24 protein-coding genes and 4 pseudogenes are annotated in these 26,516 nt (G+C 60.3%); 4 read left to right on the top strand and 24 right to left on the bottom strand.

Going from position 1 to position 26,516, the window contains the following annotated elements; all coding sequences use genetic code 11:
• Window positions 1–2: 2 nt before the first annotated feature.
• Genes IVB13_RS12405 through IVB13_RS12390 form a run of 4 tightly spaced genes read right to left on the bottom strand, consistent with a single transcriptional unit; the run spans window position 3 to window position 3,958 of the window.
• Window positions 3–746, bottom strand: coding sequence for an ATP-binding cassette domain-containing protein (locus IVB13_RS12405; protein WP_018460416.1), 744 nt, complete (start codon window positions 744–746; stop codon window positions 3–5).
• A complete protein-coding gene (locus tag IVB13_RS12400; protein WP_085359164.1) occupies window positions 746–1,702 on the bottom strand; it encodes a branched-chain amino acid ABC transporter permease in 957 nt (318 codons plus the stop codon). Before IVB13_RS12400 ends, IVB13_RS12405 begins: the two co-directional genes overlap by 1 nt.
• Window positions 1,702–2,601 (bottom strand): branched-chain amino acid ABC transporter permease, encoded by a 900-nt coding sequence (locus IVB13_RS12395; protein ID WP_018460418.1) that lies wholly within the window; start codon window positions 2,599–2,601, stop codon window positions 1,702–1,704. The genes IVB13_RS12400 and IVB13_RS12395 overlap by 1 nt, the downstream gene beginning before the upstream one ends.
• Window positions 2,602–2,656: 55 nt before the next feature.
• Window positions 2,657–3,958 (bottom strand): ABC transporter substrate-binding protein, encoded by a 1,302-nt coding sequence (locus IVB13_RS12390; RefSeq protein ID WP_018460419.1) that lies wholly within the window; start codon window positions 3,956–3,958, stop codon window positions 2,657–2,659.
• Between the two features lie 265 nt (window positions 3,959–4,223).
• Between IVB13_RS12390 and IVB13_RS12385 the strand changes: the two are divergent.
• Window positions 4,224–5,222, top strand: a pseudogene (locus tag IVB13_RS12385) (IS256 family transposase); the annotation flags it as partial.
• Between the two features lie 297 nt (window positions 5,223–5,519).
• Here IVB13_RS12385 and IVB13_RS12380 read toward each other — a convergent pair.
• Window positions 5,520–6,737 carry an IS110 family transposase gene (locus IVB13_RS12380; protein WP_247489123.1) on the bottom strand — a complete coding sequence of 406 codons (1,218 nt, stop codon included), beginning with the start codon at window positions 6,735–6,737 and terminating at the stop codon, window positions 5,520–5,522.
• A 268-nt stretch (window positions 6,738–7,005) separates the two neighbouring features.
• Between IVB13_RS12380 and IVB13_RS12375 the strand changes: the two are divergent.
• Window positions 7,006–7,221, top strand: a pseudogene (locus IVB13_RS12375) (transposase); the annotation flags it as partial.
• A gap of 1,320 nt (window positions 7,222–8,541) precedes the next feature.
• Here the strand turns inward: IVB13_RS12375 and IVB13_RS12370 are convergent.
• The 12 genes and pseudogenes from IVB13_RS12370 to IVB13_RS12315 form a co-directional block, all read right to left on the bottom strand.
• A pseudogene (locus tag IVB13_RS12370) lies at window positions 8,542–9,575 on the bottom strand (Gfo/Idh/MocA family oxidoreductase).
• 6 nt (window positions 9,576–9,581) lie between these two features.
• Window positions 9,582–10,028, bottom strand: coding sequence for a type II 3-dehydroquinate dehydratase (gene aroQ / locus IVB13_RS12365; protein WP_018460420.1), 447 nt, complete (start codon window positions 10,026–10,028; stop codon window positions 9,582–9,584).
• 13 nt (window positions 10,029–10,041) lie between these two features.
• Complete coding sequence (locus tag IVB13_RS12360; protein WP_018460421.1) at window positions 10,042–10,788, bottom strand: amino acid ABC transporter ATP-binding protein; 747 nt, start codon at window positions 10,786–10,788, stop codon at window positions 10,042–10,044.
• Between the two features lie 62 nt (window positions 10,789–10,850).
• The gene (locus IVB13_RS12355; protein ID WP_018460422.1) at window positions 10,851–11,678 is read right to left on the bottom strand and encodes a transporter substrate-binding domain-containing protein; all 828 of its coding nucleotides are present in this window, start codon (window positions 11,676–11,678) and stop codon (window positions 10,851–10,853) included.
• A 51-nt stretch (window positions 11,679–11,729) separates the two neighbouring features.
• Entirely contained in the window at window positions 11,730–12,386 is a 657-nt protein-coding gene (locus IVB13_RS12350; protein WP_018460423.1) for an amino acid ABC transporter permease, read from the bottom strand.
• 12 nt (window positions 12,387–12,398) lie between these two features.
• Entirely contained in the window at window positions 12,399–13,067 is a 669-nt protein-coding gene (locus IVB13_RS12345; protein ID WP_007601261.1) for an amino acid ABC transporter permease, read from the bottom strand.
• A 51-nt stretch (window positions 13,068–13,118) separates the two neighbouring features.
• The gene (locus IVB13_RS12340; protein WP_247299819.1) at window positions 13,119–13,973 is read right to left on the bottom strand and encodes a shikimate dehydrogenase; all 855 of its coding nucleotides are present in this window, start codon (window positions 13,971–13,973) and stop codon (window positions 13,119–13,121) included.
• 15 nt (window positions 13,974–13,988) lie between these two features.
• Window positions 13,989–14,816, bottom strand: a complete 828-nt coding sequence (aroE, locus tag IVB13_RS12335; protein ID WP_018460426.1) for a shikimate dehydrogenase — start codon at window positions 14,814–14,816, stop codon at window positions 13,989–13,991.
• 3 nt (window positions 14,817–14,819) lie between these two features.
• Window positions 14,820–16,046, bottom strand: coding sequence for a CoA transferase (locus tag IVB13_RS12330; RefSeq protein WP_018460427.1), 1,227 nt, complete (start codon window positions 16,044–16,046; stop codon window positions 14,820–14,822).
• Window positions 16,043–16,513, bottom strand: coding sequence for a MaoC/PaaZ C-terminal domain-containing protein (locus tag IVB13_RS12325; protein WP_018460428.1), 471 nt, complete (start codon window positions 16,511–16,513; stop codon window positions 16,043–16,045). The genes IVB13_RS12330 and IVB13_RS12325 overlap by 4 nt, the downstream gene beginning before the upstream one ends.
• Window positions 16,514–16,526: 13 nt before the next feature.
• On the bottom strand, window positions 16,527–16,913 hold the full coding sequence (locus IVB13_RS12320) for a VOC family protein (protein ID WP_026234029.1): 387 nt from the start codon (window positions 16,911–16,913) through the stop codon (window positions 16,527–16,529).
• Window positions 16,914–16,917: 4 nt separating this feature from the next.
• Window positions 16,918–17,862, bottom strand: a complete 945-nt coding sequence (locus tag IVB13_RS12315) for a ketopantoate reductase family protein (RefSeq protein WP_026234030.1) — start codon at window positions 17,860–17,862, stop codon at window positions 16,918–16,920.
• Between the two features lie 102 nt (window positions 17,863–17,964).
• On the opposite strand from IVB13_RS12315, the gene IVB13_RS12310 reads away from it, so the two are divergent.
• On the top strand, window positions 17,965–18,945 hold the full coding sequence (locus tag IVB13_RS12310; RefSeq protein WP_018460432.1) for a LysR family transcriptional regulator: 981 nt from the start codon (window positions 17,965–17,967) through the stop codon (window positions 18,943–18,945).
• Between the two features lie 707 nt (window positions 18,946–19,652).
• On the opposite strand, the gene IVB13_RS12305 is transcribed toward IVB13_RS12310, so the two are convergent.
• A complete protein-coding gene (locus tag IVB13_RS12305) occupies window positions 19,653–19,973 on the bottom strand; it encodes a hypothetical protein (RefSeq protein WP_247489060.1) in 321 nt (106 codons plus the stop codon).
• Window positions 19,974–20,241: 268 nt separating this feature from the next.
• Between IVB13_RS12305 and IVB13_RS12300 the strand changes: the two genes are divergently transcribed.
• On the top strand, window positions 20,242–21,294 hold the full coding sequence (locus IVB13_RS12300; protein WP_247489059.1) for a MobA/MobL family protein: 1,053 nt from the start codon (window positions 20,242–20,244) through the stop codon (window positions 21,292–21,294).
• 135 nt (window positions 21,295–21,429) lie between these two features.
• On the opposite strand, the gene IVB13_RS40315 is transcribed toward IVB13_RS12300, so the two are convergent.
• The 6 genes and pseudogenes from IVB13_RS40315 to IVB13_RS12265 all read right to left on the bottom strand — a co-directional run bounded on the left by IVB13_RS40315 (window position 21,430) and on the right by IVB13_RS12265 (window position 26,371).
• Entirely contained in the window at window positions 21,430–21,840 is a 411-nt protein-coding gene (locus IVB13_RS40315; RefSeq protein ID WP_276578368.1) for a hypothetical protein, read from the bottom strand.
• Window positions 21,841–21,948: 108 nt separating this feature from the next.
• Window positions 21,949–22,857: pseudogene (locus IVB13_RS12290) on the bottom strand (2-dehydropantoate 2-reductase); the annotation flags it as partial.
• 268 nt (window positions 22,858–23,125) lie between these two features.
• Window positions 23,126–23,551: a cupin domain-containing protein gene (locus tag IVB13_RS12285; RefSeq protein ID WP_247489057.1), complete on the bottom strand. Its 426-nt coding sequence runs from the start codon at window positions 23,549–23,551 to the stop codon at window positions 23,126–23,128.
• Between the two features lie 318 nt (window positions 23,552–23,869).
• Entirely contained in the window at window positions 23,870–24,109 is a 240-nt protein-coding gene (locus tag IVB13_RS12280) for a hypothetical protein (protein ID WP_247489055.1), read from the bottom strand.
• Window positions 24,110–24,343: 234 nt separating this feature from the next.
• Entirely contained in the window at window positions 24,344–24,610 is a 267-nt protein-coding gene (locus tag IVB13_RS12275; protein WP_247489054.1) for a hypothetical protein, read from the bottom strand.
• Between the two features lie 435 nt (window positions 24,611–25,045).
• On the bottom strand, window positions 25,046–26,371 hold the full coding sequence (locus IVB13_RS12265) for an adenylate/guanylate cyclase domain-containing protein (RefSeq protein WP_247489050.1): 1,326 nt from the start codon (window positions 26,369–26,371) through the stop codon (window positions 25,046–25,048).
• Between the last annotated feature and the right edge of the window lie 145 nt (window positions 26,372–26,516).

The raw sequence follows: 26,516 nt of genomic DNA, 5'->3' as shown, positions 1-26,516 counted from the left end.
TGTCATATCCCGATCACCTGTTCCCGGACCTTCGGGTCCGCCAGAACCTCAGCCGGCGTCCCAACCATCTGGATCTTGCCGACATTCCACACGGCGACGCGGTTGGCATAGCGCTCCACCATATCCATGTCGTGCTCGACGAAGACCGAGGTGACTTTCTCCTTTGCCAGCGCCGTGGTTAGAATGTCCATGATGGTGAGTTTCTCTGATGACGCGACGCCCGAAGTCGGCTCATCCATCAGGAGGAGCTTTGGCTTCAGCGCGAGCGCGAGTGCAATATCGACCAGCTTGCGTTGCCCTTCGGGCAGTTCGCGCGCCGTTCGTTCCGCATACGATTTGACACCGACGAGATCCAGCAGCCGCTTCATTTCCGGCACTTCCGGCATGAGAGAAAGAGCCTGGAAACCAGACGGACGGCCTCGCAGGGAGGCGGCCGCGATCAACATGTTCTCCATCACGGTCTGGTCGAGGAACAGCTGTGGTATCTGGAAGGCGCGGGCAATGCCGAGCCTGGTGATCGTACGTGGCAGCTGCGCGGTGATGTCGTGGCCGAGAAAGGTAACGGTGCCGGCTTGCGGCCGAAGATAACCGGTCGAGATGTTGAGGAACGTCGTCTTGCCGGCCCCGTTCGGCCCGATGATGGCAAGGTTTTCGCCTTCCAGGACGTCGAGGTCGATGCCATCGGCGGCGATGACGCCGCCGAACCGGATCTTGATGTTCTTGGCAGAAAGCAGGACGTTGGCCATTAATGCCCTCCCCGCCCGGATTGACCGTAGCGCTGGCGGAGGCCGATAAGGCCGTTCGGCGCGTAAAGAATGATGACGACCAGCACGACGCCGAGAATGAGCTGCCAAGAATCCGCCAGATGCGCCGCGGCATAGAACCGTACGCATTCGAACATCGCCGCGCCTGCAAACGCACCGAAAGCATGGGCGCTGCCACCGAGGATCGCGATGAACACGAACTCGCCGGACTTGGTCCAGAAGCCGAATTCGGGGGTCGCGATCTGCTGAATGATCGATACCAGAGTGCCGCCTATGCCGCCGAGAAATGCGGAGAACACGTAGCCGATGAGCAGCACGCGCCGCGCCGACATGCCAAGATATTCGAGCCTGGTTTCGTTAGATTTCATTGCCCGCAACATGTGACCGAGCGGGCTGTCGAGATAGCGTTGCACGCCGTAGAAGGCAGCAATCGCGACCAAAAGGCTCACGTAGAGAATAACGTATTGGAACGTCTCCGGCGTGAACGAAAACCCAAACAAGCCAGGACGGGCGACCCGGATGCCGTCCGCGCCGTTAGTGTAGTGGAACATTTTCTCGAGCAGCGACCACAAGACCATGGAGAATGCCAGGTTCAGCATTCCAAAGAAAATTTCCCTGTAGCGAACCACGAACAGGCCGACGATCAGGCCAAAAACGGTAGAGGTTATGCCTCCCAGCGCGAGAAAGATCAGGATATCGCCGCCGCCGATGTACTTGCCCCAGAACGCCGCGGTATAGGCGCCGGTGGCGAAGAACATCGCGTGTCCGAACGATACTTGTCCCGCCTGCAGCAACAGGACGATGCCGAGCACCACGATGCCCTTGGCGAGGATGAGCGCGAATAACGTCGCCCAGCTCGCGACGAAGAGCGGCAGTACCGCGCTGGCCAGAAACAAGATGATTGCGACTGCCGTGATCGGCTTGATACGGCCCGCCATCAGATTTTTCTCATCTGCACCGTACCGAACAGTCCGAACGGACGCACCAGAAGCACCAGTACCATCAGCAGATAGGGTACGAGAACTTCGAACTCCGGCTGCAGATAGATGACGAAGGCGCGCGTCAAACCGATCATAAGGGCCGTAAGGGCGGTGCCCTCGATCTGCCCCAGACCCGCAGTGGCTGCCACCGCGAACGAGAGCACGATCATGTCCGCGCCCATGCCGGGCACCAGCGACGTGGTCGGCGAAGCAAGCGCGCCGCCGAGCGCCGCCAGGCTCGCCCCGATGATGAACGTAATAGAGTAGACGCGTTGGGCGTCGATGCCGATGGCGGTTGACGCCTCCCGATCCTCGGTTACTGCTAGAATCACGGCTCCCGCAAGAGTTTTCCGCAAGAAGTAACGCAGTCCGAACAGCGTCGCGACTGCCACGCCTGGAAGCAGGACGACCTGGTAGGACGTATAGTTCACGCCGAATACGCTGATGTTCGGCAACAGCTTCAAGGGCTCAGCAGCGAAGATGGGCTGCACGCCCCAGATCAGACGCTGCAGATTGTCCATGATCATGAAGGCCGCGAAGGTGATCAGGAGCTGCAACACGTCGTCTCGTCCGTAAAGCGGCCGCAACAGGAAGCGCTCGATGAAACCGCCGCACACAAACCCTATGACGATGGAGGCAACCAGCAATGCGGGATAGGTAAGCCACGGCGACACCTGCGCAATCACGAGGCTCAACGTCGCGGCGAGATAGGCGCCAAAGGCATAAAGCGACCCGTGCGCGACATTCACCACGCGAAGCACACCGAAAATCAGGCTCAGCCCGACGGAAACCAGGAACACCAAGGCGGCGTAACTGATCCCGTCAAGGACGGCCAATATGGCGAGAGTCGAATTCATGGAGACCTTCAGGAAAGCCGTCCTGCGGTTTTTGCCCGGAGGACGATGATCTGGCCTACTGCTTGAAGGTCGGAACGTCCATTTTAACGAATTCCGGCTTGAGCGTCTTCAGCCACTCGACCGAGCGCACGCCCGCCGGATTGGTGATCACCTTCGGATCAAAGATCATCATGTTGTCGAGCAGTTTGAAGTCATAGCCCGGGAAAGACTTGGTGACGCCGACGAGCTGCGCTTCCAGACCTTGGTTGTCCTCGGGCCTCAGCGTGATCGGCCGGCCGAAACCGGTCGCGAACTCGGTGCCGGAGGTTGCGTCTACGACCTGCTCCCGTGTCGGCCAGTTGCCGCCATTGGCCTTGATCGCCTTGTCATAGGCAGCTTGCAGCGCCGTGAAAGCCTGCGCCATGTGGTAGACGGGGTAAATCGGCCAGGCGCCGGTCTTTGCCTTGAATGCCTCGGCAAACGCCTTGAAGGCCGGATCGTTCTTCTTTTCAGGATGCAGGAACCAATGATCGCCACGCGCGCCGACGATCAGGCCTTCCGGCAGATCCTTGCCCAGTCGCTGGATCGAGGATTCGCCGATGCCCAACACGAAGGTCGACTGTTGCAGCAGGCCGCGTTGACCGGCCTGACGGACCAGCGTGTCGAGATCGCCGCCCCAGGAGGTGGTTAGAACGACATCCGGCCGCAATGCCAGTAAGCGCGAAACTTCGGTGGAATAGTCCGGCGCACCGAACTTCGGAAAAAGCTCCGCCAACACCTGAACGTCGGGCTTCAGCGCCTTCAATGCGGTGGAGAAGATTTCCCAGCTTTCGCGGCCCCACGCGTAGTCCTGATTGACGACCGCGATGGTCTTAAAGTCGGGCTTTGTCTTAAGGAGATAGACGAGCACCGCCAGCATCTCCGGCGTGCCGTTAGCCTGCGTGCGGAAATTGTAGCGGTATTTCTTCGTCTCCAGAATAGAAGCCGCACCGCAATCCCACATAAAGTTCATGACTTTGAGGTCTTCGGCGACCGGGACAAGCTGATTGCAGCTGCCCGAGGAGATGGAGGCGAAAGTCACGTCGACCTTTTCGTCTTGCACCATGCGCCGGTAGTTCGAGACCAATGCCTCGCCGCCGGCGCCTTCATCGATGAAAGACAGTTTTACCGGTACACCGCCGATTCCGCCCTTCTTGTTGAGGTCTTCTGCAATCATCTCGGCCGCGGCCTTTGCCGGTACGCCGAATACGGAAGCCGGTCCCGACAGGAAAGTGGTGATACCGATCTTGATTTCCGGCGGCTTGCTCTGCGCAAGCGCAGCGCCCGTAAAAGCTGTGATGACTAGACCGGCTGCAACTGCGGCTTTCAGCAAAAGCATTTGAATCTCCCCATTTTTAACTTGCGTTGACCGGGCGGCCATCGCGATTTTTCTTGCCGCGACGCTACTTATAATTCTGAAATATTGCCAGCACTTACTAGTTGCTGGGGTCGTGTCCCCGGTGGTGGTGTAGCTCGGTAGAGCAAAGCCGCCCGGATGCGCGCCTTCAAATAGCGCCGTAGCGGGCGGGCAGCTTTGCGGTGGTCACCGGCAGTTCTCCGGTAGGATCGGGTTGCGACACGCCAACGCAACCGAGGAACCACCGATGACCGAAGACATGATGAACCTGCGCACGCTCGTAGAGAAGACCCCCGACGCCGATCTGCTGCGCGAGATGATCGGCTTTGCCGCCCAGCGCCTGATGGAGCTGTGGAAGGCCAGACCGGGGCGGCCTACGAAGAGAAGAGCCCCGAACGCCTGGCCCAGCGCAACGGCTACCGCGACCGGATCTGGGAGACCCGCGCCGGCGCGGTTGAGCTGCACATTCCCAAGCTGCGCGAGGCTCCTACTTCCCGGGCTTCCTGGAGCCGCGACGCATGGCCGAGAAGGCGCTCACCGCCGTGGTGCAGGAAGCCTATGTGCAGGGCGTCTCGACCCGCTCGGTGGACGACCTCGTCCAGGCCATGGGCATGACCGGCATCTCCAAGAGCGAGGTCAGCCGGCTGTGCGGCGAGATCGATGACAAGGTGAAGGCCTTCCTCGCCCGTCCGATCGAGGGCGACTGGCCGTATCTGTGGATCGACGCCACCTACGTGAAGGTGCGCCAGAATGGCCGCATCGTCTCAGTCGCGGTGATTGTCGCGGTTGGCGTCAATAGCGACGGCCGACGCGAGGTCCTCCGCATTGGCATCGGCCCTTCCGAGGCCGAGACGTTCTGGACGGCGTTCCTGCGCCAGCTCGCCCGCCGCGGCCTGCGCGGCGTCAAGCTGGTCGTGTCCGACGCCCACGAAGGCATCAAGCCCACCGTGGCCAAGGTGCTCGATGCCAGCTGGCAGCGTTGCCGCGTCCACTTCATGCGCAACGCGCTGGCGCATGCCGGCAAGAGCGGGCGGCGCGTCGTCTCCGCCTTCATCGCCACAGCGTTTGCCCAGGACGACGCCGAGGCCGCGCGAACACAGTGGCGCAAGGTCGCCGACCAGCTCCGCCCCAAGCTGCCCAAACTTGCCGGCTTCCTCGACGAGGCCGAGACCGATGTGCTCGCCTACATGACCTTTCCGCACAGCATCGGACCAAGCTGCACTCGACGGATGAGATGGACAAGCTATTTTTTTCAGGACCGAGATGACGATTGCAGAAATCGCGTACGTCCATTCTTTTGTTCGGCTGCGCCGCGGGCCATTCTTCCGTCCCGGCCATCGATCTCGCAGGGGCGGTCAAGGCTGGCCGCGTTTGCGGCCACCGCAAGGCTTGGCCTTGACCGGCCCGAGCACGGCGGCATGCTGGCGTGGAACGGGACTGCATTCCTGGCTGGCACTTGCCCTCAGGCGGGATTATCCTTGGCGGGCGCGGGCGACCTCGTGGCGAAGCGTGGCGCATCGGCTGCAAGCGCCACCAGGCTGCCCTATTTTGTCTTGCCGAGCTGAGGCGCCCGCGCGCCGGTTTTTGGCCGCCGTGGTTTCCATTGCGTCACCAGGCGCTCGTAGCTTTGCTCCGCCTGTGCGGCAATCAACATCTCGCGGTCGCGCAATGCCTTGATGTTGTAGGCATACGCTGGCCCACGCCGGCTGCCTTTCTGTTGCGGATGTCCGGCTTGAAGCTGCATCGCGCGGGTCTTGATGGCGACCAGTGCCGGGCGCGCCCACAGGTAATCCTCGCCCTTCGTCAACAAATGCCAGCAAAGCACGGTGAGCTTCCGGGCCACGGCCACCGCGGCGATCTGATGGCCGCGCCGGGCGCGGATGCGCACGAAAAACGCATGCAGCGGACCGGGCGCCTTGGCCGCTGCCCAGGCCGCCTCGACCAGCATGGCGCGCGCGTGACTGCGGCCGATCTTGCTGATGCGGCCGTGATGGGCGGCGCCCAGTCCGGACTGCCGCACCCGCGGATTCAGCCCAAAATAGCTCACCAGCTTCTGCGGGCTGTTGAACCGGCTGATGTCGCCGATCGCCGCCATGATGCCGGCAGCGACCGCCAAGTTGACGCCGGTGATCGTCATCAATCTGTTGACCGCGGAATCGTCGATGGCGTCCTGCGCGATCTCGCGGTCGAGCAGGGCCAGATCTTCCGCCAGCCGGTCAAGCTCCCGGACGTGCCGATCGATCGCCGCGCGCTCATCGTCCGGCAACGCTTGGGCGGCCAACCACGCCCGGCCGCGGCCGTTGAAAAGATCGGCATGCGGGCACTTCGGGATCAGGTGCGCGTGCAGGATCGAATGCACCTCGTTCTTGAGCCGCGTGCGATGCCGCACGACCTGGTAGCGCCGCGCCACCAGCCGACGCTTGCGTTCCGTCTCCGCGTCAGGCGTCCAGATCTGCGGCAGGTACCCAGCCGCCTGCAGACTGGCGAGCGTGCCGGCATCGATCTTGTCGGTCTTGACGTGAGCCTGGGCGATCGCCTTCACCTGGAGCGGATTGGCGATAATCACCCGTGCCACGAACGGTGCCAGAACCCGCGATACCGCCATGCTGTTGCCGGTCGCTTCGACCACCACCTCATCACTGGCCAGCAGGGTCTTGCCAAATCCCTCCAACGCAGTCCGCGTCATATCAACCCGGCCCGCATGTCGGAGCCTGCCATCCTCCCAAATCACCACCTCCCCGAAAGTTCGGTGGACGTCGATGCCAATCACCCGTCGCATTCGCACCTCCTGCCAATCAGACCATATGACGGGAGCTACGGGCGACACGACAACTACGGATTCGCGCTCTCAGCGCAACCGGGCGAGTCGCAGAGGCGGCCAGCTACTAACTCGAGCTCGCGGCTCATCAAATGCATCGGCCTGCCCGCACCTTCGTGCTCCCGGTGCCTCTGTCCCGATGGTCGCACCATAAGCTACGATCTTGAATATCGCAGCGGAACATCGGCACCGAGAAACTCTCATACCGGTTACCAACCCGATCGAGCGTCTCAACGGCGAGATCAAACGGCGGACCGAGGTGGTCGGCATCTTCCCCAACGATGACGCCATCACTCGCCTCATCGGCGCGATCCTGCTCGAACAGAATGATGAATGGGCCGTCCAGCGTGCCCGCTACATGGCACTGGAAACCATCGCGCCGTTGAGCGATGATCCGAGCGTCAGCATCACGGCTATCGCCAGCTGACCAGCCCGGCTCTCCAGCCGGCGAACGCGGTGACCCGCCGCCAGCTACACCACGCCACGGGACACGATCGGTGCTGGTGGGAAGGGCTTCCGCGGCTCGACAGTATATAATGAGATTGGTTCAGTATGCTCATGAACCTTACCGACCGTCCCACTTGCCCCCACTCGGAGCGGTTATCGACTGCGAAGCGTGAATGCGCGCTTGGCTACGTATGCCTCTGGAGAGAGAAGTGATCAATTTAAAGGGTGTGGTTGCACTCGCTTTCAAAGCGAACGCGCTGTCGCATCACCACTGTCCCCTGTGAGCCCTGCCGCGCATGCGATAGCAATCGTTCGACAGAGCCGTTTAGCAATTTCGAGTTCCGTTTTCCGCTTCTGCAGAATAGCTATCGCCATCGCAGAGCCAATAGTCGTCGAGCGGTTTGAAACCGTCAAAATTCACTGCCACCCCCACTGTCCAGTGGTGATCGAACCGGTCTCTGCCAATCGTCTCCACGGAAAAAGGTAATTTCTGCGGTTTGGGCTGGAGACTTTCGACGACTTCTCGCCAAGGTTGCCGGTTTCAGAGGAGCAGAGACTTTAGAGAGCCGCACAAAAATCCCGTAAAATGCGGCACTTTCAGCCAATACGGTCCCACTCTCTATAATTGAGTGACTGCTTGGCTGCGGCGGGAGAGATCGAACCTCCGAATGGCGGAATCAAAATCGCCGATGCACAAATCGGTCTATCGGCGCTTCGAGACCGGATCGGTTCTCCTCTATGACCGCATGGCGGCTTATTGGCCAGACAACATAAGAGTTCACATCGACTTCAAGCACTATTTCGGTGGAGGCGCTGCGCGGCTACCCAATGCGTCGCTGATGAAATTGAACAGAAGTGGAAAAATGCCGGCTATGTCGGGCGGCTCTGATCTACATACAACATCAAGGAAGTGGTTCTGCCGGACGGCCTTCGAGTCGCCTTGGCCTCCGTCGAGACGGACAGAGTAGATCACAATGCCGAGAGTGGACTCGCCGGCTGGCCGTCAAGAACACCGTTTGAAAAACCGTTTTAGTCCGTCGGTCTCAAACGGTTTCTCTTGCTAAGGTCTTGATTTATTTGGTGGGCGCACCAGGGCTCGAACCTGGGACCCGCTGATTAAGAGATAGCGACGGGTAGAGAACAATCAATGACTTACCAATCGCACCACTGGGTTTATCCGGCCGAAAACGGGCCTTCGTCGCAGGATCATAGTGCTCCCAGCATTGTCTATCAGCGGCACCTTGATGGTTCGCCAAATAAAATATCGATACTTCAGCGTAGACACCTGTGCTTACCAGAGTCAAAACGACACGAGATCTCCGGTTTCCGCTGCGCGCTTGACCGCGTCGATCACCCTGAGCGTTTTTAGCCCTTCGCGCCCGCTCACCACAGGCGTGGCCGTGCCGCGGATAACGCCACAGAAATTTGCGATCTGCAGGCCAAGCGGGTCTTCTTTCTCGAACCTCAGCCGCTCGCGCTCGATCGGCGCCCACCAGCTGGCCTTGCTCGGGTGATGCCACAGATCGAGTTGCGGAATGGCCAGCGATGCCCTCGTGCCGCCGATCTGGTAGCAGGTCTCCAGCGTATGCTGTAGGCCGGATTCTCTCCGGTGGTGAATTCCCAGCTCCAAGGCGACTGGATGGTATCGGAGACATTGACCGTTCCCAGCGCGCCGGACGCGAAGTGCAGGATGATCACCGCGGTCTCTTCGACCGCATTTCCACGCAGCCGATTGGATTGGGCAGCCTGTACCGCCACGATATCCCCGCACAGGTACCGCAGCAGGTCGACATCGTGGATGAGATTCACGAAAGCGGGACCCGCTCCTTTCTCGCCGCGCCAGGGCACTTCAAAATAATCGTCCGGCTTGATCAGCCAGAACATGCCATGCACTGACACGATCTGACCGAGCCTGCCGCTGTCGATCTCCGCCTTGGCGCGCTGGATCATCGGGTTGTGGCGACGGTGGTGGCCGGTTAGCAGCGGCACGCCCGCCCGCTCGGATGCTTCGACCAACGTCTGTGCCGCCACGATATCATCCGCTAACGGCTTCTCGATCAGCGCCGGGATGCCCGCAGCGATACAATCCATGCCGTTGGCCACGTGCATCTGGTTGGGGGTGGCGACAACCACCCCCTCCGGCCGGTTTTCAGAGATCATGTCCTGAACGGACGAAAACCAGTCCACCTTGAGCGATACCGCCAACTCCCGTGCAACCGGCATCGGATCGACGATTGACGATAAGACCGCCTCCGGCCGCGCGAGAATATGTTCAATGTGTCGCTTGCCGATGAGACCCGCTCCCATGACCGTCAGGCGGACGGGTGCACTCATACGATTCTATCCCTTCTCATCGAGCAGCTTGGCCAACCGACGCAAACCGAGCAGATAACCCTGAGTGCCGAAGCCTGCAATAACGCCATCAGCTCGTTTGGAAACGAACGAGCGGTGGCGGAATTCCTCGCGCTTGTGCACATTGGAAATGTGCACCTCGATTACTGTCCCCTCGAACGTGTTCAAAGCGTCTAGGATGGCGACCGAGGTATGGGTGAAAGCCGCGGGATTCATGACGATGCCGACAGCCGTCTCGCGCGCCTCGTGGATCCAGTCGATCAGCTCGTATTCCCTGTTCGACTGGTGAAAGCGCATCTCCAGAGCCAGCTCCGTGGCTAGCCCCCGACAATCTCGCTCCACATCCGCAAGCGTCTCGTGGCCATAGATGTGGGGCTGACGCTTGCCAAGCAAATTGAGATTTGGCCCGTTGAGGACGTAGACAAGACGGCTCATGGAATAACTCCGTTCAGTGATGGGCGAGGATCTCGCCAAGGAACTGCTTGGTGCGAGCGTGCTGCGGATTGCGGAAGAAAGCGTCGGGCACACCTTCTTCGATGATCTGCCCTTCAGCCATGAAGATGACACGGTCGGCAACCTGGCGGGCAAAACCCATTTCATGGGTGACGCAAATCATGGTCATGCCGTCGTTGGCGAGGCCAATCATCGTGTCGAGCACTTCCTTGACCATTTCCGGATCGAGAGCCGAAGTCGGTTCATCAAACAACATGACCTTGGGCTGCATGCAGAGAGCACGCGCGATCGCGACACGTTGCTGCTGACCGCCCGAGAGTTGCGCCGGATACTTCTCGGCCTGCTCGCCAATGCGCACCCGCTCGAGATATTTTCGCGCGCTCGCCTCCGCTTCGGTCTTGCTGATGCGGCGCGCGCGAATGGGCGCGAGCATGCAGTTCTGCAAGACCGTCATATGCGGAAAAAGGTTGAAGCTCTGAAAGACCATGCCGACGTCCTGGCGTACGACATCGATGGCTTTGATGCTGTCGTCAAACCGATGACCGTTCACCACGATACTGCCCTGCTGGATTGCCTCCAGGCGGTTGATACAGCGTATCAGCGTCGACTTGCCCGAACCGGACGGACCGCAAAGCACGATCTTTTCCCCTCTGCGCACAGTGAGGTCAACGTTGCGGAGAGCCTGATACCCGCCGTACCATTTCTGCACGCCCTTCATTTCGATCAGGATCTGGTCCTGCATGGATTCGGCCTCCGTTATCGGACGGCGGCCAACGCGCCCAACGCGTCGGCCGCTTGCAGTGACTATTGAACTGTGAACGGAACGCCGGGGACCGAGTCGGGGAAGACCGGCACGGGCGCCTTCATCCACTTGGCGTAGAAAGCGGCCAATTTGCCATTGGACTTGATCTGGTCGACGAATTTGTTCGCCGTCTCGTTCCACTCCTTCTCTCCGAGGCGCGTGCAGGCCCCGTTGTACAAGGCGGTGAAGTGAAGCTTGGGCTCGAACCCAAGTTCCGGCTTTGCAGCGTTCAGACGCTGCGGGTAGAAGCTGTTTGCCCCGACCGCCTGCACCTGACCCGAGAGCAGTGCCTGGATCGTGGCCGCGTCATCATCAAACCTGCGGATTTCGGCGCCCGCAGGAGCATTATTGGTTACCTGGGTGTCCTGCGTGGAGGAGCGTGGGACGCCGATAACGTACTTCCCCATATCGGCGTTACTGTTGATCGGCGTTGCCTGGGCAGCGACAAGTGTAATCTCATTGGCAACATAGGGTTTGGAATATTGTACCACCTTCGCACGCTCGGGCAGCATGGCCATGGTCGCGAACAGAATGTCTACGCGGCCTGTGGTCAGCGCCGGAATACGATTGGCCACCGCCAGCGGGACGAACTCGGCCTTCACGCCGAGATATTCAGCGAAGGCACGCCCCATGTCGGCATCGATCCCATCCTGCTTTCCTGAGCTATCGACATAGCCCCAGGGCGGATTATCGCCCTGAATGCCGATGACGACGACGCCCTTCTTCTTCACGTCCTCCAGAGTGCCCGCCTGCGAGCCGCCTGCGACAACGATGGCCGACAGCGTCAGCAGCGTAACGCCGAGTTGGCGGCGATTGAGCGAAAACAACATGAGTATCTCCTCCTGGTGATGGCTGTGTTTGATTGAGTAGGTGCGCCGAACCTACCTTTGACCGGCCAGGGCGAGCCTGGCCTCCATCCGACTGCCCCACCACGAGAGTGGCCAGCAGAGGATGAAATACATCGCGCCGACCACACCGAAGACGAGCAACGGCTGGTAGGTCTGGTTCGACACGATTTGACCGGCGCGGGCGAGTTCGATGAAGCCGACGATGGCAGCGAGCGAGGTACCCTTGATGAGCTGCACGAGATAGCCAATGGTCGCCGGCAGCGCGATGCGAATGGCTTGCGGCAGCACGATGTCGCGCATGCGCGCGGAATAGTGTAGACCGAGCGCCATCGCGGCCTCGGTCTGACCGCGAGGCACGGCCTGGATTGCGCCGCGCCAGATCTCGCCCAGAAAAGCCGAGGCGTTGACGGTGAACCCAATCGCGACCGCAACGAATGCTGACAGCTTCAATCCGAGGAGCGCCAAGCCGTAATACACCACGAACAGTTGCAGCAGCAGCGGTGTCCCCTGGAAGATTCCGATATAGATCCGAACTATCCATTCCACGGTCGTGCGACCGCAGGTGCGCAACAATGCGACGACCAGGCCGGCGGTACAGCCACCGACGAATGCAACCAGCGTCAGGAGTACCGTCCATTGCAGACCACGCAGGAGGAAGCCGAACTCGGGAACGCCGAAATGCGGTGTCATGATCTGTGCTCCTCAGCGCGTCGGATATGAGAAGAAGCGGTGAGAGATGATTGCGAAGCCCGCCATCAGCAGCCAGGAGATCGCGAGGTAGAGGAAAGTGACGAAAAAATAGACCTCGAAGCTGCGGAATGTGTCGCTTTCGATTCGCTGCGCGACCGACGTCAATTCGTAAGCCGACACAGCCGAACAGATCGACGAGGTCAGCGTCAGCATGATGAACTGTCCCGTGAGCGAGGGATAGATCGCGCGAAGCGCGGGCTTGAGTACGATGGAACGGAATACCTGCCCTTTGTGCAGTCCGAGCGCGTAGCCAGCCTCGATTTGCCCTTTGTGAATCGATTGCACGCCGCCGCGGATGATCTCGATGGCGTACGCGCCTCCGTTGACGCCGAGTGCGATAATGGCCGTGGCGGTCGGATTGAGCTTTACCCCGACGAGCGGCAGTGCAAAGAACAGAAAGAAGATCTGCACCAGGAACGGCGTGTTGCGCACGATTTCGACGAAGCCGATCACGATGGCGCGCAACCAGGCCGCCTTCGCATCGCGGGCCGCGACGCCCGCGACGCCGATGATCATTGCGAGCGTCATGCCAGCAAGCGCCAAACCCAACGTCCCCACGCAACCCCACAGCAACGCGGGCATTGCGTGCCAAACCACCGAGAAATCGAGCGTGTAGCCCATCTTGCGTTTCCTCTCGGGCGTTGTGCGTGCCGCTCGCCCATCGGCCGGGTGTCACCCTCCCAGGGATGCGAAAGTTGCGAAGAAGACGTCTGGATCAGGCGAGACGCCCGTGAACAGGCGGAACGCTTCGGTGCCCTGGAAGATAGCCATTCCGCCACCATCGACCGTGCGGCAGCCGAGGGCCCGCGCCGCGCGCAGCAGCGCGGTCTCCAGCGGGAAGTAGATGATCTCGGCAACCCAGAGACCGGAACACAGCATCGCCAGCGGCAGCGGCGTTCCCGGATATTTGTCCATGCCGATCGGCGTCGCGTTGACAATTCCGTCTGCGGCCGCCACGGCGGCGGCAACATCCTGGCCGACCCTCAAGCGCCCTTCTACAAATCGAGAGGACAAGCCGTCGACCACGCTCTGCGCCTTGGCCAGGTCGACGTCTATGATGGTCAGTTCCTGCACGCCAAGCTTCATCAGCGCGAAAGCAACCGCCGCACCGGCGCCGCCTGCGCCGAATTGCACGACGCGACCAAGTGGTGCACCTTGCATGTTGCGGCGGAAATTCTCCGCGAAGCCGAACCAGTCGGTGTTGTGGCCGGTCATTCGGCCGTTCCTGACGACCACGGTGTTCACCGCACCAAGCGCCTCGGCGTCGGGCGAAAGCTCGTCCAGCAGTGGAAGGATCGCCTGCTTGCAGGGATGGGTTACGTTCAAACCGTCAAAGCCCATCCGCCTTGCGGCCGTGAGCAATTCCGGCAATGCTTCGACGCCGAGGTTCAACTCGGTCAGATCGATCTTCTTGTAGAGATAGCGGATGCCAGCGGCGTCGGCGGCCGCTTCGTGCATGGGCGGCGTGCGAGACGCCGAGATGCCGCTGCCGATCAGGCCGACGAGAAAGCCGGGTTTGCGATGCATTGTCGGCGTCGTCCGTCAGCTCAATGGAACAGTCAATTCGGCGATGACCTGGGCCGTGCTCGGTCGCACGCCGCGCCACCAGACGAAGGCTTCCGCCGCCTGCTCGACCAGCATGCCGACGCCGTCAGCCAGTTTGGCCACGCCTTCGGCGCGGGCCGCTTGCAGAAAGCGAGTCAATCCTTTGCCATAGGCAAGTTCGTACGCCAGCTCCGCGCCCTGGAAGACATTCCCCGGAAGCGGCGGCATTTCACCTCGCAGGCTGGCAGAGGTCGCGTTGACCACGACGTCATAGCCCTCGGCAAGGTCCGCCAGTTCAGCGTAGCCGCTCACCATCAGGGGACCACAGCCGGCAAACTCTTCGGCCAATGCCACGGCTTTGGACAGCGTTCGATTGACGAGAACCAACTCGGACGGTTGCTGGCGCAGGAAAGGCAGCAACGCGCCACGCGCCGCTCCCCCGGCGCCGAGCATCAGGACGCGCCGACCGGCCATTTTGACGCCGAGATTGGCAGTGATGTCCTGCACCAGCCCTACCCCGTCGAAATTTTCGGCGATGATCCGGTCGCCCTCGAATTTCAGGCAGTTTGCGGCACCTGCCCGTCTGGCGCTCTCTGAAAGCTCATTTGCATAAGCGAAGGCATCGAGCTTGAAAGGGGCGGTGATGTTCAGCCCCTTGGCACCCTCTGTCCGGAATTGGTCGACCCGTCGGCTGAAGCCATCGATAGGTCCCTCGATCGCCTCATAGACGAGATCCTGTCCCGTCATTCTGGCGAAAGTGCCATGGATCAAGGGTGATTTGCTGAAGCCGATCGGATTGCCAATCACCGCATAACGATCGCTCATCGCTCACTCCCGCACTGCAGCTTCGTTGTAAAGCACGCCGTCGCGCACCATCGCGTCGACGGCTTCGGCCGACAGTCCCAGCGATGCGGCAATGCGGCGATTGTCCTGCCCAAGCAGTGGCGCCGGAGTACGCACCGTAGTGTCGCAATCGGAGAACCGGAACGGCAGGTTCGGCAGCGTTACCTTGCCGAGCACCGGATGCTCCTGCTCGACCAGCATGCCGCGCGCATGGATCTGCGGATCCCTCGCGACCTCTTCGATGGTCTGCACGGGAGCGGACGGCACACCTGCTTCCTCGAGTGCCGCAAGACACGCATCCCGAGACGGCTGTGATAGCGTCCAGTTGCGCACAATCTCCATGGCTTCAGCATAATGGGCGTTCCGCGCGGCGGGCTTGGCGAAACGCTCGTCCAATGCCAGCGTGTCTCCTCCAATCAGGCTCGCCAATCGTCGCCACGCATCATCGACTTGCGCAGCGATGACAAGATTGCCGTCCTTGGCCGGAAAGACCCCGTAAACGGTCGAGTCCGGCTGTCCGCTGCCGGTTTGCTTCGGCAGGTCAGCGCCGCCCGAGAGGAAGTAACGCTGAACCGCATAGTCGTGCATCGAGACCATGCAATCGTACAGCGCCAGATCGATATGTTGGCCGCGCCCGGACGACGCACGGCCAACCAGCGCCGCATTGATAGCAGCGACGCCATGAATGCCAGTGTACATATCGGCCAGCGGCATCCGCAGCAGTGGCGGCGCTTCGCCGGGATTGCCCAATTGCGCCAGGGCCCCCGACATCGCCTCTGCGATCAGGCCGAAGCCCGGACGATCGGCATAGGGACCGGTGTGACCATAGGCGGAGACCGAGCAATAGATCAGCTTCGGATTCCGCCCCGATAGCGCTTTGTAACCAAGCCCGAGACGTTCGAGTGCGCCGGGTCGGTAATTCTCGATGAAGACATCGGCTGTGTCGACCAGCTTCATCATCATGTCGAGACCACGCTTGTCGCGCAGGTCGATGCAAAGTCCCTGCTTCCCCATATTCTGCTGTAGGAAGTAGCCGGATTGTTCGTCCTTGAAATATCCATGGGCCCGGCCTGCGTCGCCGCCCTTTGGACGCTCCACCTTGATGACCTCCGCGCCCATCGCGGCGAGGCAACGGCCCATGAACGGGCCGGCCAGGAAATGGCTGTAGTCGATGACGCGGACGCCTTTGAGCGGCAGATCTTGCGCGGTCATGCGCGCTCTCCCGCGACGCCGGTCTTCGGGCGCATCGGAATCATCAGCCGATGCTCACCGAGCTGCACCACTTCGCCGCGCTGATTAATCAGCTCCGAGGGCAGCACCACGATGCCCCACCCGTCCCGCTTTGTCTCGCGCATTGAACCCACGCGGAACTTCACGTGCACGGTGTCCCCGAGCTTGATCGGCAGCTTGAAATCCCACGTCCAGCCCAGCGACATTCCCGGGAGGAAGCGGTAGTAGGCACGGGTCTTCAAACCGTCGGCCAGCGACAGACCAAACAGCCCGTGCGCGACGCGCGTGCCGAACGGCGTTGTCTTCGCGTACTCCTCGTCGACATGGACCGGCGTGAAATCGCCCGTCAGTTCGGCGTAGGCATTTACCATTCCTTCTGTGACCGTCACCGGTGGCGTAACGCATTCATCGCCGACCTTGGCATCGTCCCAGTAGCGCTCATCTGTCATATCGCGTCTTCCTCTAGGCACGGGGATTGATCGCCAGGGCGGCTTCCACGGCGCCTGCGCTGGCTTGCAAGATTTCGACGTTGAGCCCGCCCGGCAGCTCGAGCCAGTTCGGCCCGGCGGGCAACGCCTTGGCGCCCCAGGCGGCGGCACGGGTGAGTACACCTTCGTAATCGTCGACCATGATGCCGAGATGGGCGAGACGCCCCTCTGGTCCGACGAAATTCGGATCTTCAATGAGTTGCACGCTTCCGAGCACCCAAACCTGACGCGGGCGCGTACCATCGGCGGGTTGCTCATCGCGATTGGCGAGACCAAGCACCTCACGAAAGAAGTCGACGTGACGATCAACGTCCGGCACACGGATCGCGACGTGTTCGACATAAGCGCGGGGCAATGACATTGTCTCAAGACCTTCCAGGATAGTCGCTGCGGGCGTATTCGATGCCTTTGACCAGCGCGACGAGGGTGGAATTGACGGGGGTCGGCACGTTGAGCCTGGCGCCCCAACGCACGACGGAGCCGTGGATGTAGTCAACCTCGGTCAGATTGCCGGACTGCAAGCTCTGCAGCATCGACGTCTTGAACTCGGGCGGAAGTCCGGCGGACGCCATCGTCCAGGCGCGTCGCGGATCGGTAATCGAGATCTTCACGCCGGCAGCTTGCGCAACCGCGATGCCCTCCGAGATTGCGGCCAGCGCGCAATCTTCCAGAACTGGCAGCGAATACAGGCCGCCATAAGTCAGCCCGGTAACGGCGGTAATTCCTCCTCCGGCGACGTTGATGAACAACTTGTCCCACATCGTGCCCAAGATGTTGTCGCTGAGCCGCGTGAGAATTCCGGCGCGATTAAAAGTCCCGGAGATTAGCTGCGCACGTTCCGTCAAGCGACCGTCAAGCTCGCCGATGATGGTCTCCTTGCCGAGGACCCCGGAACGAACATGACCAGGGCCGAGCAGCACACCGCCGACGTAGGTCTTGCCCGCCATGACCCGGTCACGACCAACCTCCTCCGACAGGATGTCCTCGTGACCAAGACCGTTCTGAAGCGACATCACGACCGTCCGCGGCCCGATGATCGGCGCCGCGGCACGGATGGCATCCCGCGTGTGGTAGGATTTGACGAGGACAATGACGAGGTCTGCCTCTACGCCAACCTGGGTCGCGGAAGTGCACGCAGTGACCTTCACAACGGTCTCGGCGCCAACTTCGAGCACCCGTAGGCCGCCGGCATTGATAGCGTCGACATGAGCCTGGAACGGATCGATCAGCCAGACCTCGGCCCCGCCGCGCGCCAGCGTACCGCCGATGGTCGAGCCCAAGGCTCCCGCTCCGATAAAGCAGATCCTCATCCGAACGCTTCTCCCGCGCCATTCTCGGCGTTGGAAGCACGGTAGCCGGCCGCTCGATATTTAGATATATTATGATCTTTATAGCAATTATTGTGAATCGCAATGAAGCACCAGGATCCCATCGAGACCAACCTGCTGGACCCGCGCCTGCTCAGGCTGTTCGACGCATTGTTCGCAACGGGTAGCGTCACCAAGGCAGCCGAGAAGCTCGGTCAAAGTCAGCCGACCATTTCGATCTGGCTGGCCCGTCTGCGAAAGGAATTAGACGATCCGCTCTTCGTCCGGTCAGCAGACGGCATGCTGCCGACGCCGCGCGCGGAGGCTCTGATCGGCACGGCGAGGCAGGCGCTGGAGATGCTGCGTCGCCTGGCCGAGCTTCGCAGCGACTTCGATCCGACAACCGCGAAACGCCGTTTCGCCATTTGCATGACGGATGGAAGTCACGTCACGCTGCTTCCCTCCATTCTCGCTCAGGTCCGTCGCGTTGCGCCTGGCGTTCGTATCGAGGCGACACAGATCGGCCCCGACACCCCAAGAATGCTGCAGTCCGGAAAGGCCGATCTGGCGCTCGGCTACATCTCGGATCTCGACGCGGGACACTTCCAACAGGCACTGTTTCCGCAGGATTGGGTCTGCCTGGCGAGCGCGAAACATGCCCGGATCCGCGACCGCATCACGGCAAAGGATTTCAGGCGTGAGGCACACGTCCTCATTCGCTCCGGCACCGGGCATCAGTTGCTCGCCGCTGCGCTGCAGGAGCAGAAATTAGTCCTAGACGTTGGGCTGGAGCTACCCGGCTTTTTGGGGTTGCCTGCAATCGTCGGGACGACTGACCTGATCGCCACCCTTCCAAGGCACATTGGTGAAACGCTGGCTCACTATTACGGACTGCGCGTGCTCGACTGCCCGCTGGCAATCGCCGGATTTACGGTGAAGCAATACTGGCACGCCCGCTTCCATCATGACCCGGCAAGCCAATGGCTGCGTGGCGTCTGCGCGGAGCTCTTTCAACAGCAGGAAGTGCGGGGTCTATATCGTTCCGGTCGGCCAAGGAAACGAAGGCCACGCGATTTGCAGTCGTAATGGTCCCCGGTAGCGGGGCAACGACCGCGCCCGAGGCCACCGGCCGGGCCGACTGCGGCACGGCTGCAATTCCGCACATGCGCATCTGGACCGGTTGTCCGCTTCGTTCGCCGTAGCACCCTATTCTACGATGAGGGCAAAACACCTGCCCGCCCAGCTTCCACGGTATATGTTCGGATGGAAGCCTCGGAGATAAGCCAGCATGGCCACGCCGTTTAGTTCGATTCTGGACCGAGCCTTAAAATCTGTGTTTCCAAACGCGCCCAAAGTGAAACTGCTTACCGAATGAACTCAACAGCTTGACATCTGGCTGGGGCGGGAGGGTACTGAGCCAGATTTCGCCCCGTCGCCGCTATAGCTACACACCTGAAAACACTGAAGAAAATTCGGGCGACACTGGGGATGTGTAGCACCCACGTGCTTCATCATCAAGTGCGCCAATGAGCTGAGGACAGCGCGTCGTCAGACAATGCGTTCGTTGTACGCGCCACGATGGTCAGGAACACGCGGTCGAGACGATCGCGAATCGGTATATGGCGGGCAGCAGGCTCCGGGTTTGCGGCCTCGGCAATGGCCTCGACGTCGACGGAAACGACGGCTAGAAGGGCGGGGGCCCGCCGCTCTCACAGAGCGGGACCAGTACGCACACGAACGCGTGCCGCTCCTTTGAGTGTTGGGCGTCCGTTTGCAGGCGACCCAGCGCATTGCTACTCGAAGATCGTGCCGCGGAAGGCGGCGGCCTGCGCCGGCGTCAGATGGACGCGCAGCTCGGCCCGGATCAGATCAATCACGGCATCGCCCAGCTCGGCCTGTTCGATCAGATGCCACACCGCTCGCCCCACCTCGCCGTCGCGAATACCCTGCTCTCGCACCGAGGCGTTGCGCAGCTGACGCCGGCCAATAGCGAGCCGGCGGCGCGCAGCGTTAAGGCGCTCCTCCGCAATCTCGACCCGGCTGCGCGGCAGCTCGCGCGGGTTCGGATCCGTTTTGACGGCCACATAGCAGGGCGCGAGCCGGGGGAAGGACATGGAGAGCTCCTGTTCGATCGATTACTGGAGCGGTTCATTATCCAGTTTGCGCAGCAAGGCGCCACCCCTCTCGCGAGGGTTTCTGGGCGACGATGCCGCGGCCATTTTCCGGAAGGGGCGACTGAAACGGAAACCCGTTCGGAGGCGGCGACGTCGCGACCTCCTGGTAGCGGTCGGTCCTGTCAACCACTCGGCCGCTTCCCACGGGCTTCGACGCAAGGACCAAGGGTCAGTCTCTTGGGAGCGGCTCGAGCCGAAGTCCGAGCCCATGACCCGCGCCCTGCTCTTGAAAGTTTTCTCGCCGCCCTCTGGCTTGGTCTCTTTGCGCTTGCGGCGTGCGGGCTTAGCTTGCCAGGCGTCAAGAAGCAGAACGACCCGCATCGGATTCGACATGGGATTGGTGCAACGCTCGCGAGGCGGCGATGCGCTGCGGCATTCCGCCTACGTGTGCGGCGGTTCGGCGCGCCTCGCCGACGGATCGGTGGTCGACTTTTCAACGCGGAATGACGTTGTCGCCGCTTTCGTCGTGAAGCCGCAAGGTTCGCCGGCCTGGGCTGCCGACTGTGCGCAACTGTGGAAGCGGGCGGTTGCGGCGGAGAAACGGGCGGATGCTCAAGAAGCCCGCCTCTTCGAGTTGACGATCCCACGCTCCATTCCAAAAAAGTATTGGATGGAGCTTGCGCGGCACGTAGCCCGCGCCTTCGTCGTTCACGGAATGACGGTGCAAGTAGGCATCCACTGCCCGATGGCGTCCGACGGCGACATCAATCCTCACATTCACTTTATGACCACGATGCGCGAGATCGTAGACGGACAGTTTTCGCGCCAGAAGGCGCGCCATTGGAACAAGATTTTCTACGGGGCTGCCAAAACCTTCCGCTACAAAATGGCGGAGATGTTGAACGAGTTTTGCCGAAGGAAGGGCGTGGACTGTCAGGTCGACCCCCGCTCGAATGTCGAGCGCGGGTTGCCCGCGGCCGAAATCCGCTTACCGCACTGGCACGTCCTGCACTACAAGCGCACGGGTCAGAAGACCCCCGCGATGGAACAACGGGACAAGGAACGCGCGGCGCGCTCGGAAGTCGCTCGCCTGGAGGCTGAATACGCTGAACTCGAGCGTGAACTCGAGGCAGCTCGTGCCGAGGCGAGAATGACCATTGCTGAAGAACCTTGCTTGGCCGACCCGCCGCAGTCGACCCGTTATTCCGCCAAGAATGCGCTGCCAGGAAAGCTCGGCGGCTACCCGAAGTTGGTTGCAGCTACGGCCGTTGCCGAGATCGCGACGGACCTTGATCTCCCAATTTCGAGGTACGGACCGTGACCATCGAAGTCGGCGAGCCGCGGCGAAAGTACAAAAGAAGCTCCTGGCGTGCAGAAAGGCCCAATCTTACGTGACCCGAAGGCGATACCAGCGGGTCGCGCCGTCGGGGTCAGGCCACGGCCGGGTGCGGGTACCTCAAATCCATCTTCTTCCGAAGCGACTATCAGTGTGCAACAAACGCCCACGATCGACCAAGCCGTGAATGGCCGCCAGGTCCGGCGCGGCGAGATGTTTGCGGCATTCCTTGCCGCAGCGAACTGCGACCCGGCAAGGTTCGAGCAGCCCCACACGTTCGACATTACGCGCCACCCAAATCCGCACCTTTCGTTCGGCAAAGACATACCACACGACCAGCATCCGGATCATCAGTTCCGGTTCAATCGACGGGCGCCCCATCGACGAATAGTGAGATGCTAGTTCGCCGCGAAGCCAGGACAGATCGAGAGCAGCATCGATCTTCCGCACCAGATGATCTTCAGGAACCGCGTTGCCAAGATGAAACTCGTAGAACAGGTGACCTTGGTCACTCTTCAGACGGCCCATCATGGATCGACCTCACCGAGATTCGCGTCAGCACAACGGAATCACGCTTCGTGACTTGTCTCAACCGACTTTTGCAACAAAATCGGCCAGACCCGGACATCGGTAAGGCAATCAGGACAAGCGCCCTGCGGCGCGCCGTTGCTCGAAAGCCTTGACGTTAGTGTAGGCAAGTAACAGCGTGTTGCTCGGTATTCTCGCCTTCGCCGCCTTGTCCAGCATGAAGCCGAGGATGTGCTCCACCTCCGTCTGCCCGCCCCTTTCGATGTCGCGTAGCATCGACGTCGAATACTGCGAGTCCTGCTGGGAGAACGTTTCCTCCCACGATTTCATAAAGGCCGCGCTGGGCGCGTGGCCGTTCGCCGCAGCGATCGCAGCGCCACAGCGAAGTTGATCCAGAAAAAGCTCACGGCCATGAGGGGTGCGGACAATCTCGCCGACATTTGCCCGCATCAGGCAAGTCATGGCGGCTGCGGTCGAGAGGTGAACCAGCTTTTCCCACATTCGCTGAACGATATCGGCGACCGCAAAGACTTCAACGCCCTTCGCAGCCTCGAACTGCGCGGCCAATTCTCTCACGCGCTCCGTCATCTCCCCCGATTGCTCGCCAAAGGTAAGCGTTCGCCAGTCGTTAAACTGCCGGATTGCGCCATCCGGCAGGATCGTCGCCTGTATCTTTGCCGTGCCACCGAGCACCCGGTGCCAGCCAAATTTCTCATTCAGGACGTCGATATGGGCAATGCCGTTTAGGAATGGCAGGACATAGCCGTTCGGGGCCATGGCGGGCGCGATTGCCGCGACTGCAGCGTCGAGATCATATGCCTTGCAGGTCAGGATTACCGCGTCATAGAGCGGGGTCACCTCCGCCGCGACCACTGTTTTGACTGCTATTTTTGCGTCCCCGAACGGGCTCTGGATCCGCAAACCTTGCTCGGAAAGACTTTTGCGCCGTCCGTCGCGGACGAGAAACGTAACATCGGCTCCGCTCTCGGCAAGGCGACCGCCGAAATAGCCCCCGGTGCCGCCCGGCCCAACACTAGGTACCGCATTTGGTTGCCCCGACTGTTCGCTTTTGGCAGATGCATCAAAGCATGCTGAGCAACCCTTAGGCTAGGGGCGACGTCCGCGTTGGGTCAAAATGCGAAGAACTCAACCTGAGCAAATCTGGTCCGCCATGCCTCAATGAGCAGACCTCAATGAACCGGATCGCTACTTCGCTGATGAGCCAACAAGCGACATTCTGAAATAACTCGGTTCGCAAGCAGAGCGCGCATGCAGCCAATCCACTTAATCAAGATGGCGCAGGTATCAGGCCGTGGCGTTTCATGATCTCGCCCATCCGGGCAGGATCAGGAGGCGCAGGGCCGCCGATGGCTACGGCCATTTCCCGGAAGAATTCCGGCCCGAGAATGCCTGGCGTGAGAACGCAAAGCATTTTCGCAATCGCCTGCGTCTGGTTGACGAACCCGTGCACAACACCGCGCGGAATGAAGAGATCGTCTCCGGGGTTGATCTCAATACGCTTGCCGGCGACGGTCCACGTGATGACGCCCTCAAGACCATAGATCGTTTCTTCCCAGTCACGGTGATGGTGCGGCACCGGCATACGAGAGTTTGGCGGGATCACTACCTCAAACATATCAAGCGCCCCGCTGGTATCATACTTGGTGCGCAAAAACCGTAATTGCATTGCGCCAACCTTAATAAGTTCAGCCATTGTCGTGCCTTCCGTTAGGCCATAGAAAGATCGCGGGACGGCTCAGCTCATCCGCACCGAGATCAGCAGAAAGCCTATGGCCGGACTTTGGGCATGTCTATTGGGCAATGATGTCTGGGATGGGTCCAAAAGCGGCGGCCCGGCGCTCGCATACGGCAGGTCTGATCTACTCTTGACAGCGGACCTGTCTACACCCATCTCGCGAACGCCACGGCCTCCTCACCGCTGAGCCTCGTGGCGGGCAGGCACCACCCTTAAATTTCCCAAGTGTCGGCAACCGGGCTCACTGGTAGGCAGGGCGGCAGGTTGAGGTGCCGCTCAGTCAGATTTCGCTCGCGCAGCAATCTCTTTGACCTTCGTCAGCGTTCGTTCGAATTCCGACCGAAGATACTGCTCGTGCGCGAGGTCTCTTGGCTCCGCCAGAAATGCGATTTTCACGAGGAAGCGGTTCAACAGCGATGTAATCGGAAGGTTGCCCGAGTGTTTCGACCGGAGCGCCGTAAGTTGGCGACGCATCTCGATAAGATCAAGCGTTGCGTGGTGCGGCTGCTCTTTCAAGTGAAGCTCGCGCGACTATCCAGTGACGAAGTCGCTGCACCAAGTATGATGGTGCGGCGACTTCGCTGGGGTGGACCGGACAAGGGCAATGTCCGGTGTGCGCAAACCTAATCCTCTGGAGCGCGGCCGCAATCACCGTCTGGAATTAAGATTGATGTTCGTGTTGCAAGTTAATTCTGGAACTGTTGAACTTCTCGATTGAGGGGATGCATTTGATGCGCTGCCCGGCGCGGGTCAATGTTGTGCGCAGCGTGGACACTCCCCGTCCGCTGCTACGCTGAGCTGCCGTGCGATTTCTTCCCTGAGGTCTTGCGTCTCCCAATTCGTGCCATCGCTCCTAACCATCCTCTTGGCGCGCTCGAAGGCGTGGCTTTCGGCTGCATCGTCGCCTACGCCGATGGTGACTTCGGAGTGGAACGGACAGACCGCGACGGCACGGGTTGTCGCCAGCGCGTAGTGCACAGTTGCGCTGAGATCATCGGCGTAGTCTTTGGTGGACATGTCGGGCGCCCTTCGCGGTTGACAGCGCAAGCAAAAAAATGGCCCCGAATGTCGGGGCCATTTTCCTTAATCGTCGTAGTCCCAGTGATGGTGACGCCTAATAACTACCGTGCGGTCTCGATCATGGTTGTACCAGCCGTGGTGCCATCCGCGATCATACCCACGGTCATATCCGTAGTCCCTGTCGCGATAGTATCCGTGGTCGCCACCGATCCGGAAACCGAACTCCTGAGCACTGGCGAGCGTAGGTGCTGCCACACTGAGTGCCGTCACTGCGGCGAGGACATAACAAGCCTTCCTCATTGTGCTTCTCCCTTCGCTGGTTACGATTGGCAAACGCGTAAGAAATGTCGCCGTTCCGGGAACAGCCGCGAAACTTTATTGAATAGGTGTTCACCATCATTGCAATGTGGAAGTACAAGTTCCAGCCGAGATCTACAGGCCCGCAGCAAAGAGATCCCATCGGCCCGGAAGGCCCTTAAGCTCGTGCGATCCGCGATCGGAGAATTTCAAACCTGCTTCTGCCACAAGATCGGTTACGACCCTCGAAACAAGGACCTCGTCAGCGTTGGATTGCGCCATGACGCGAGCTGCGGCGTGCACGGCAATACCGCCGATATCCCGGCCTCTGATTTCGATCTCACCAGTGTGAAGGCCCGCGCGTAACGGCAGGCCAATTTGTCTTGAAGCGGTCTCAAAGGCAAGCGCGCATCGAACAGCGCGACCCGGCCCGTCGAACATTGCGAGAATCCCATCGCCAGTGTTTTTGATGAGCGTGCCGCGATGCTTTTCCACCACCTGCTTCGCCAATTGATCGTGGGTATCCAGTAGCTGTCGCCATTTCTGATCACCCATACGAGCGGCGCTGTGAGTGGAGTCCACGATATCTGTAAAAAGAACCGTCGCCAGGACACGCTCAGTATCAGTCGACAAGCTATCGCGGTGTCCAGTTATGAACTCTTCTACATCCCCCAACAGAGATTCGACGTCGCCGGACGCCGTCATGATGTGATCGCCTTCAGGATATTCTATATATTTGGCTCCGGGAATCTGGGCGGCCAAGTCGCGTCCCATCTCGACTGGAATCAAGGTGTCCGTTCGTCGATGAAGAACCAACGTGGGCACTCGCACCGCCGACAAAATGGGTCTGACGTCGATGGATGCATTTAGCAACATGAACGATTTAATCGCACCTGGACTTGCTGAGAGCCGTTCATATTTAGCAAAACGACTTACTTCTTCAGGATTATTGGATTGACTGGGATTGATAAGGTGAATCAGCTTGCCGCTTCCCCAGTTCTTCACGCGTTCAGACACTATTTCTTCATAATTATCCAACTTTGCGGCAGGGGAGCGTGCGAAGCCGGAATATAGAATAAGTTGGGACACACGCTCGGGATATGTAGCGGCAAACATTATGCTCATCGCCGAGCCTTCGGAAATCCCCAGAACCGCCGTTCGCTGCAGCCCAATGTCACCCATAATCGCCCGAACGTCGTCCATTCGCTGTTCAAGCGAAGGCGCGTCTGACACCCTGTCGGATAATCCCTGGCCTCGCTTATCGAATGTGACGACCCGGGCGAAATTGGACAGGCGCCGCAAACTAGCTGTGTAGCCTGGTCCCTCATGCATGAACTCAACATGCGATACCATTCCGGGAACGATGATGAGATTGAACGGTCCGTCGCCCATGGTTTGGAATGCGATGCTTACATCGCCGCTCTTCGCATAGCGGGTTACAGGCAACATAAAGTCACTCATCGCCCGTCGAGCCTTCCTTAAAGATCTAGAATCTTGTTGTCGATTCAGGCGGCCTTTTGCCATCGCGCAGGGCCAGAATTTAGCTATAGAAATGTTCACCAGAGCTTATCGCTCATCCGGCCTCCAGAGAAGCCAAAACCTAACG

Source organism: Bradyrhizobium sp. 17, from assembly GCF_023073515.1.
GTDB lineage: Bacteria > Pseudomonadota > Alphaproteobacteria > Rhizobiales > Xanthobacteraceae > Bradyrhizobium > Bradyrhizobium canariense_D.
Note: the sequence above shows the minus strand (reverse complement) of the source record. Positions and strands in the feature narration are given on the sequence as shown.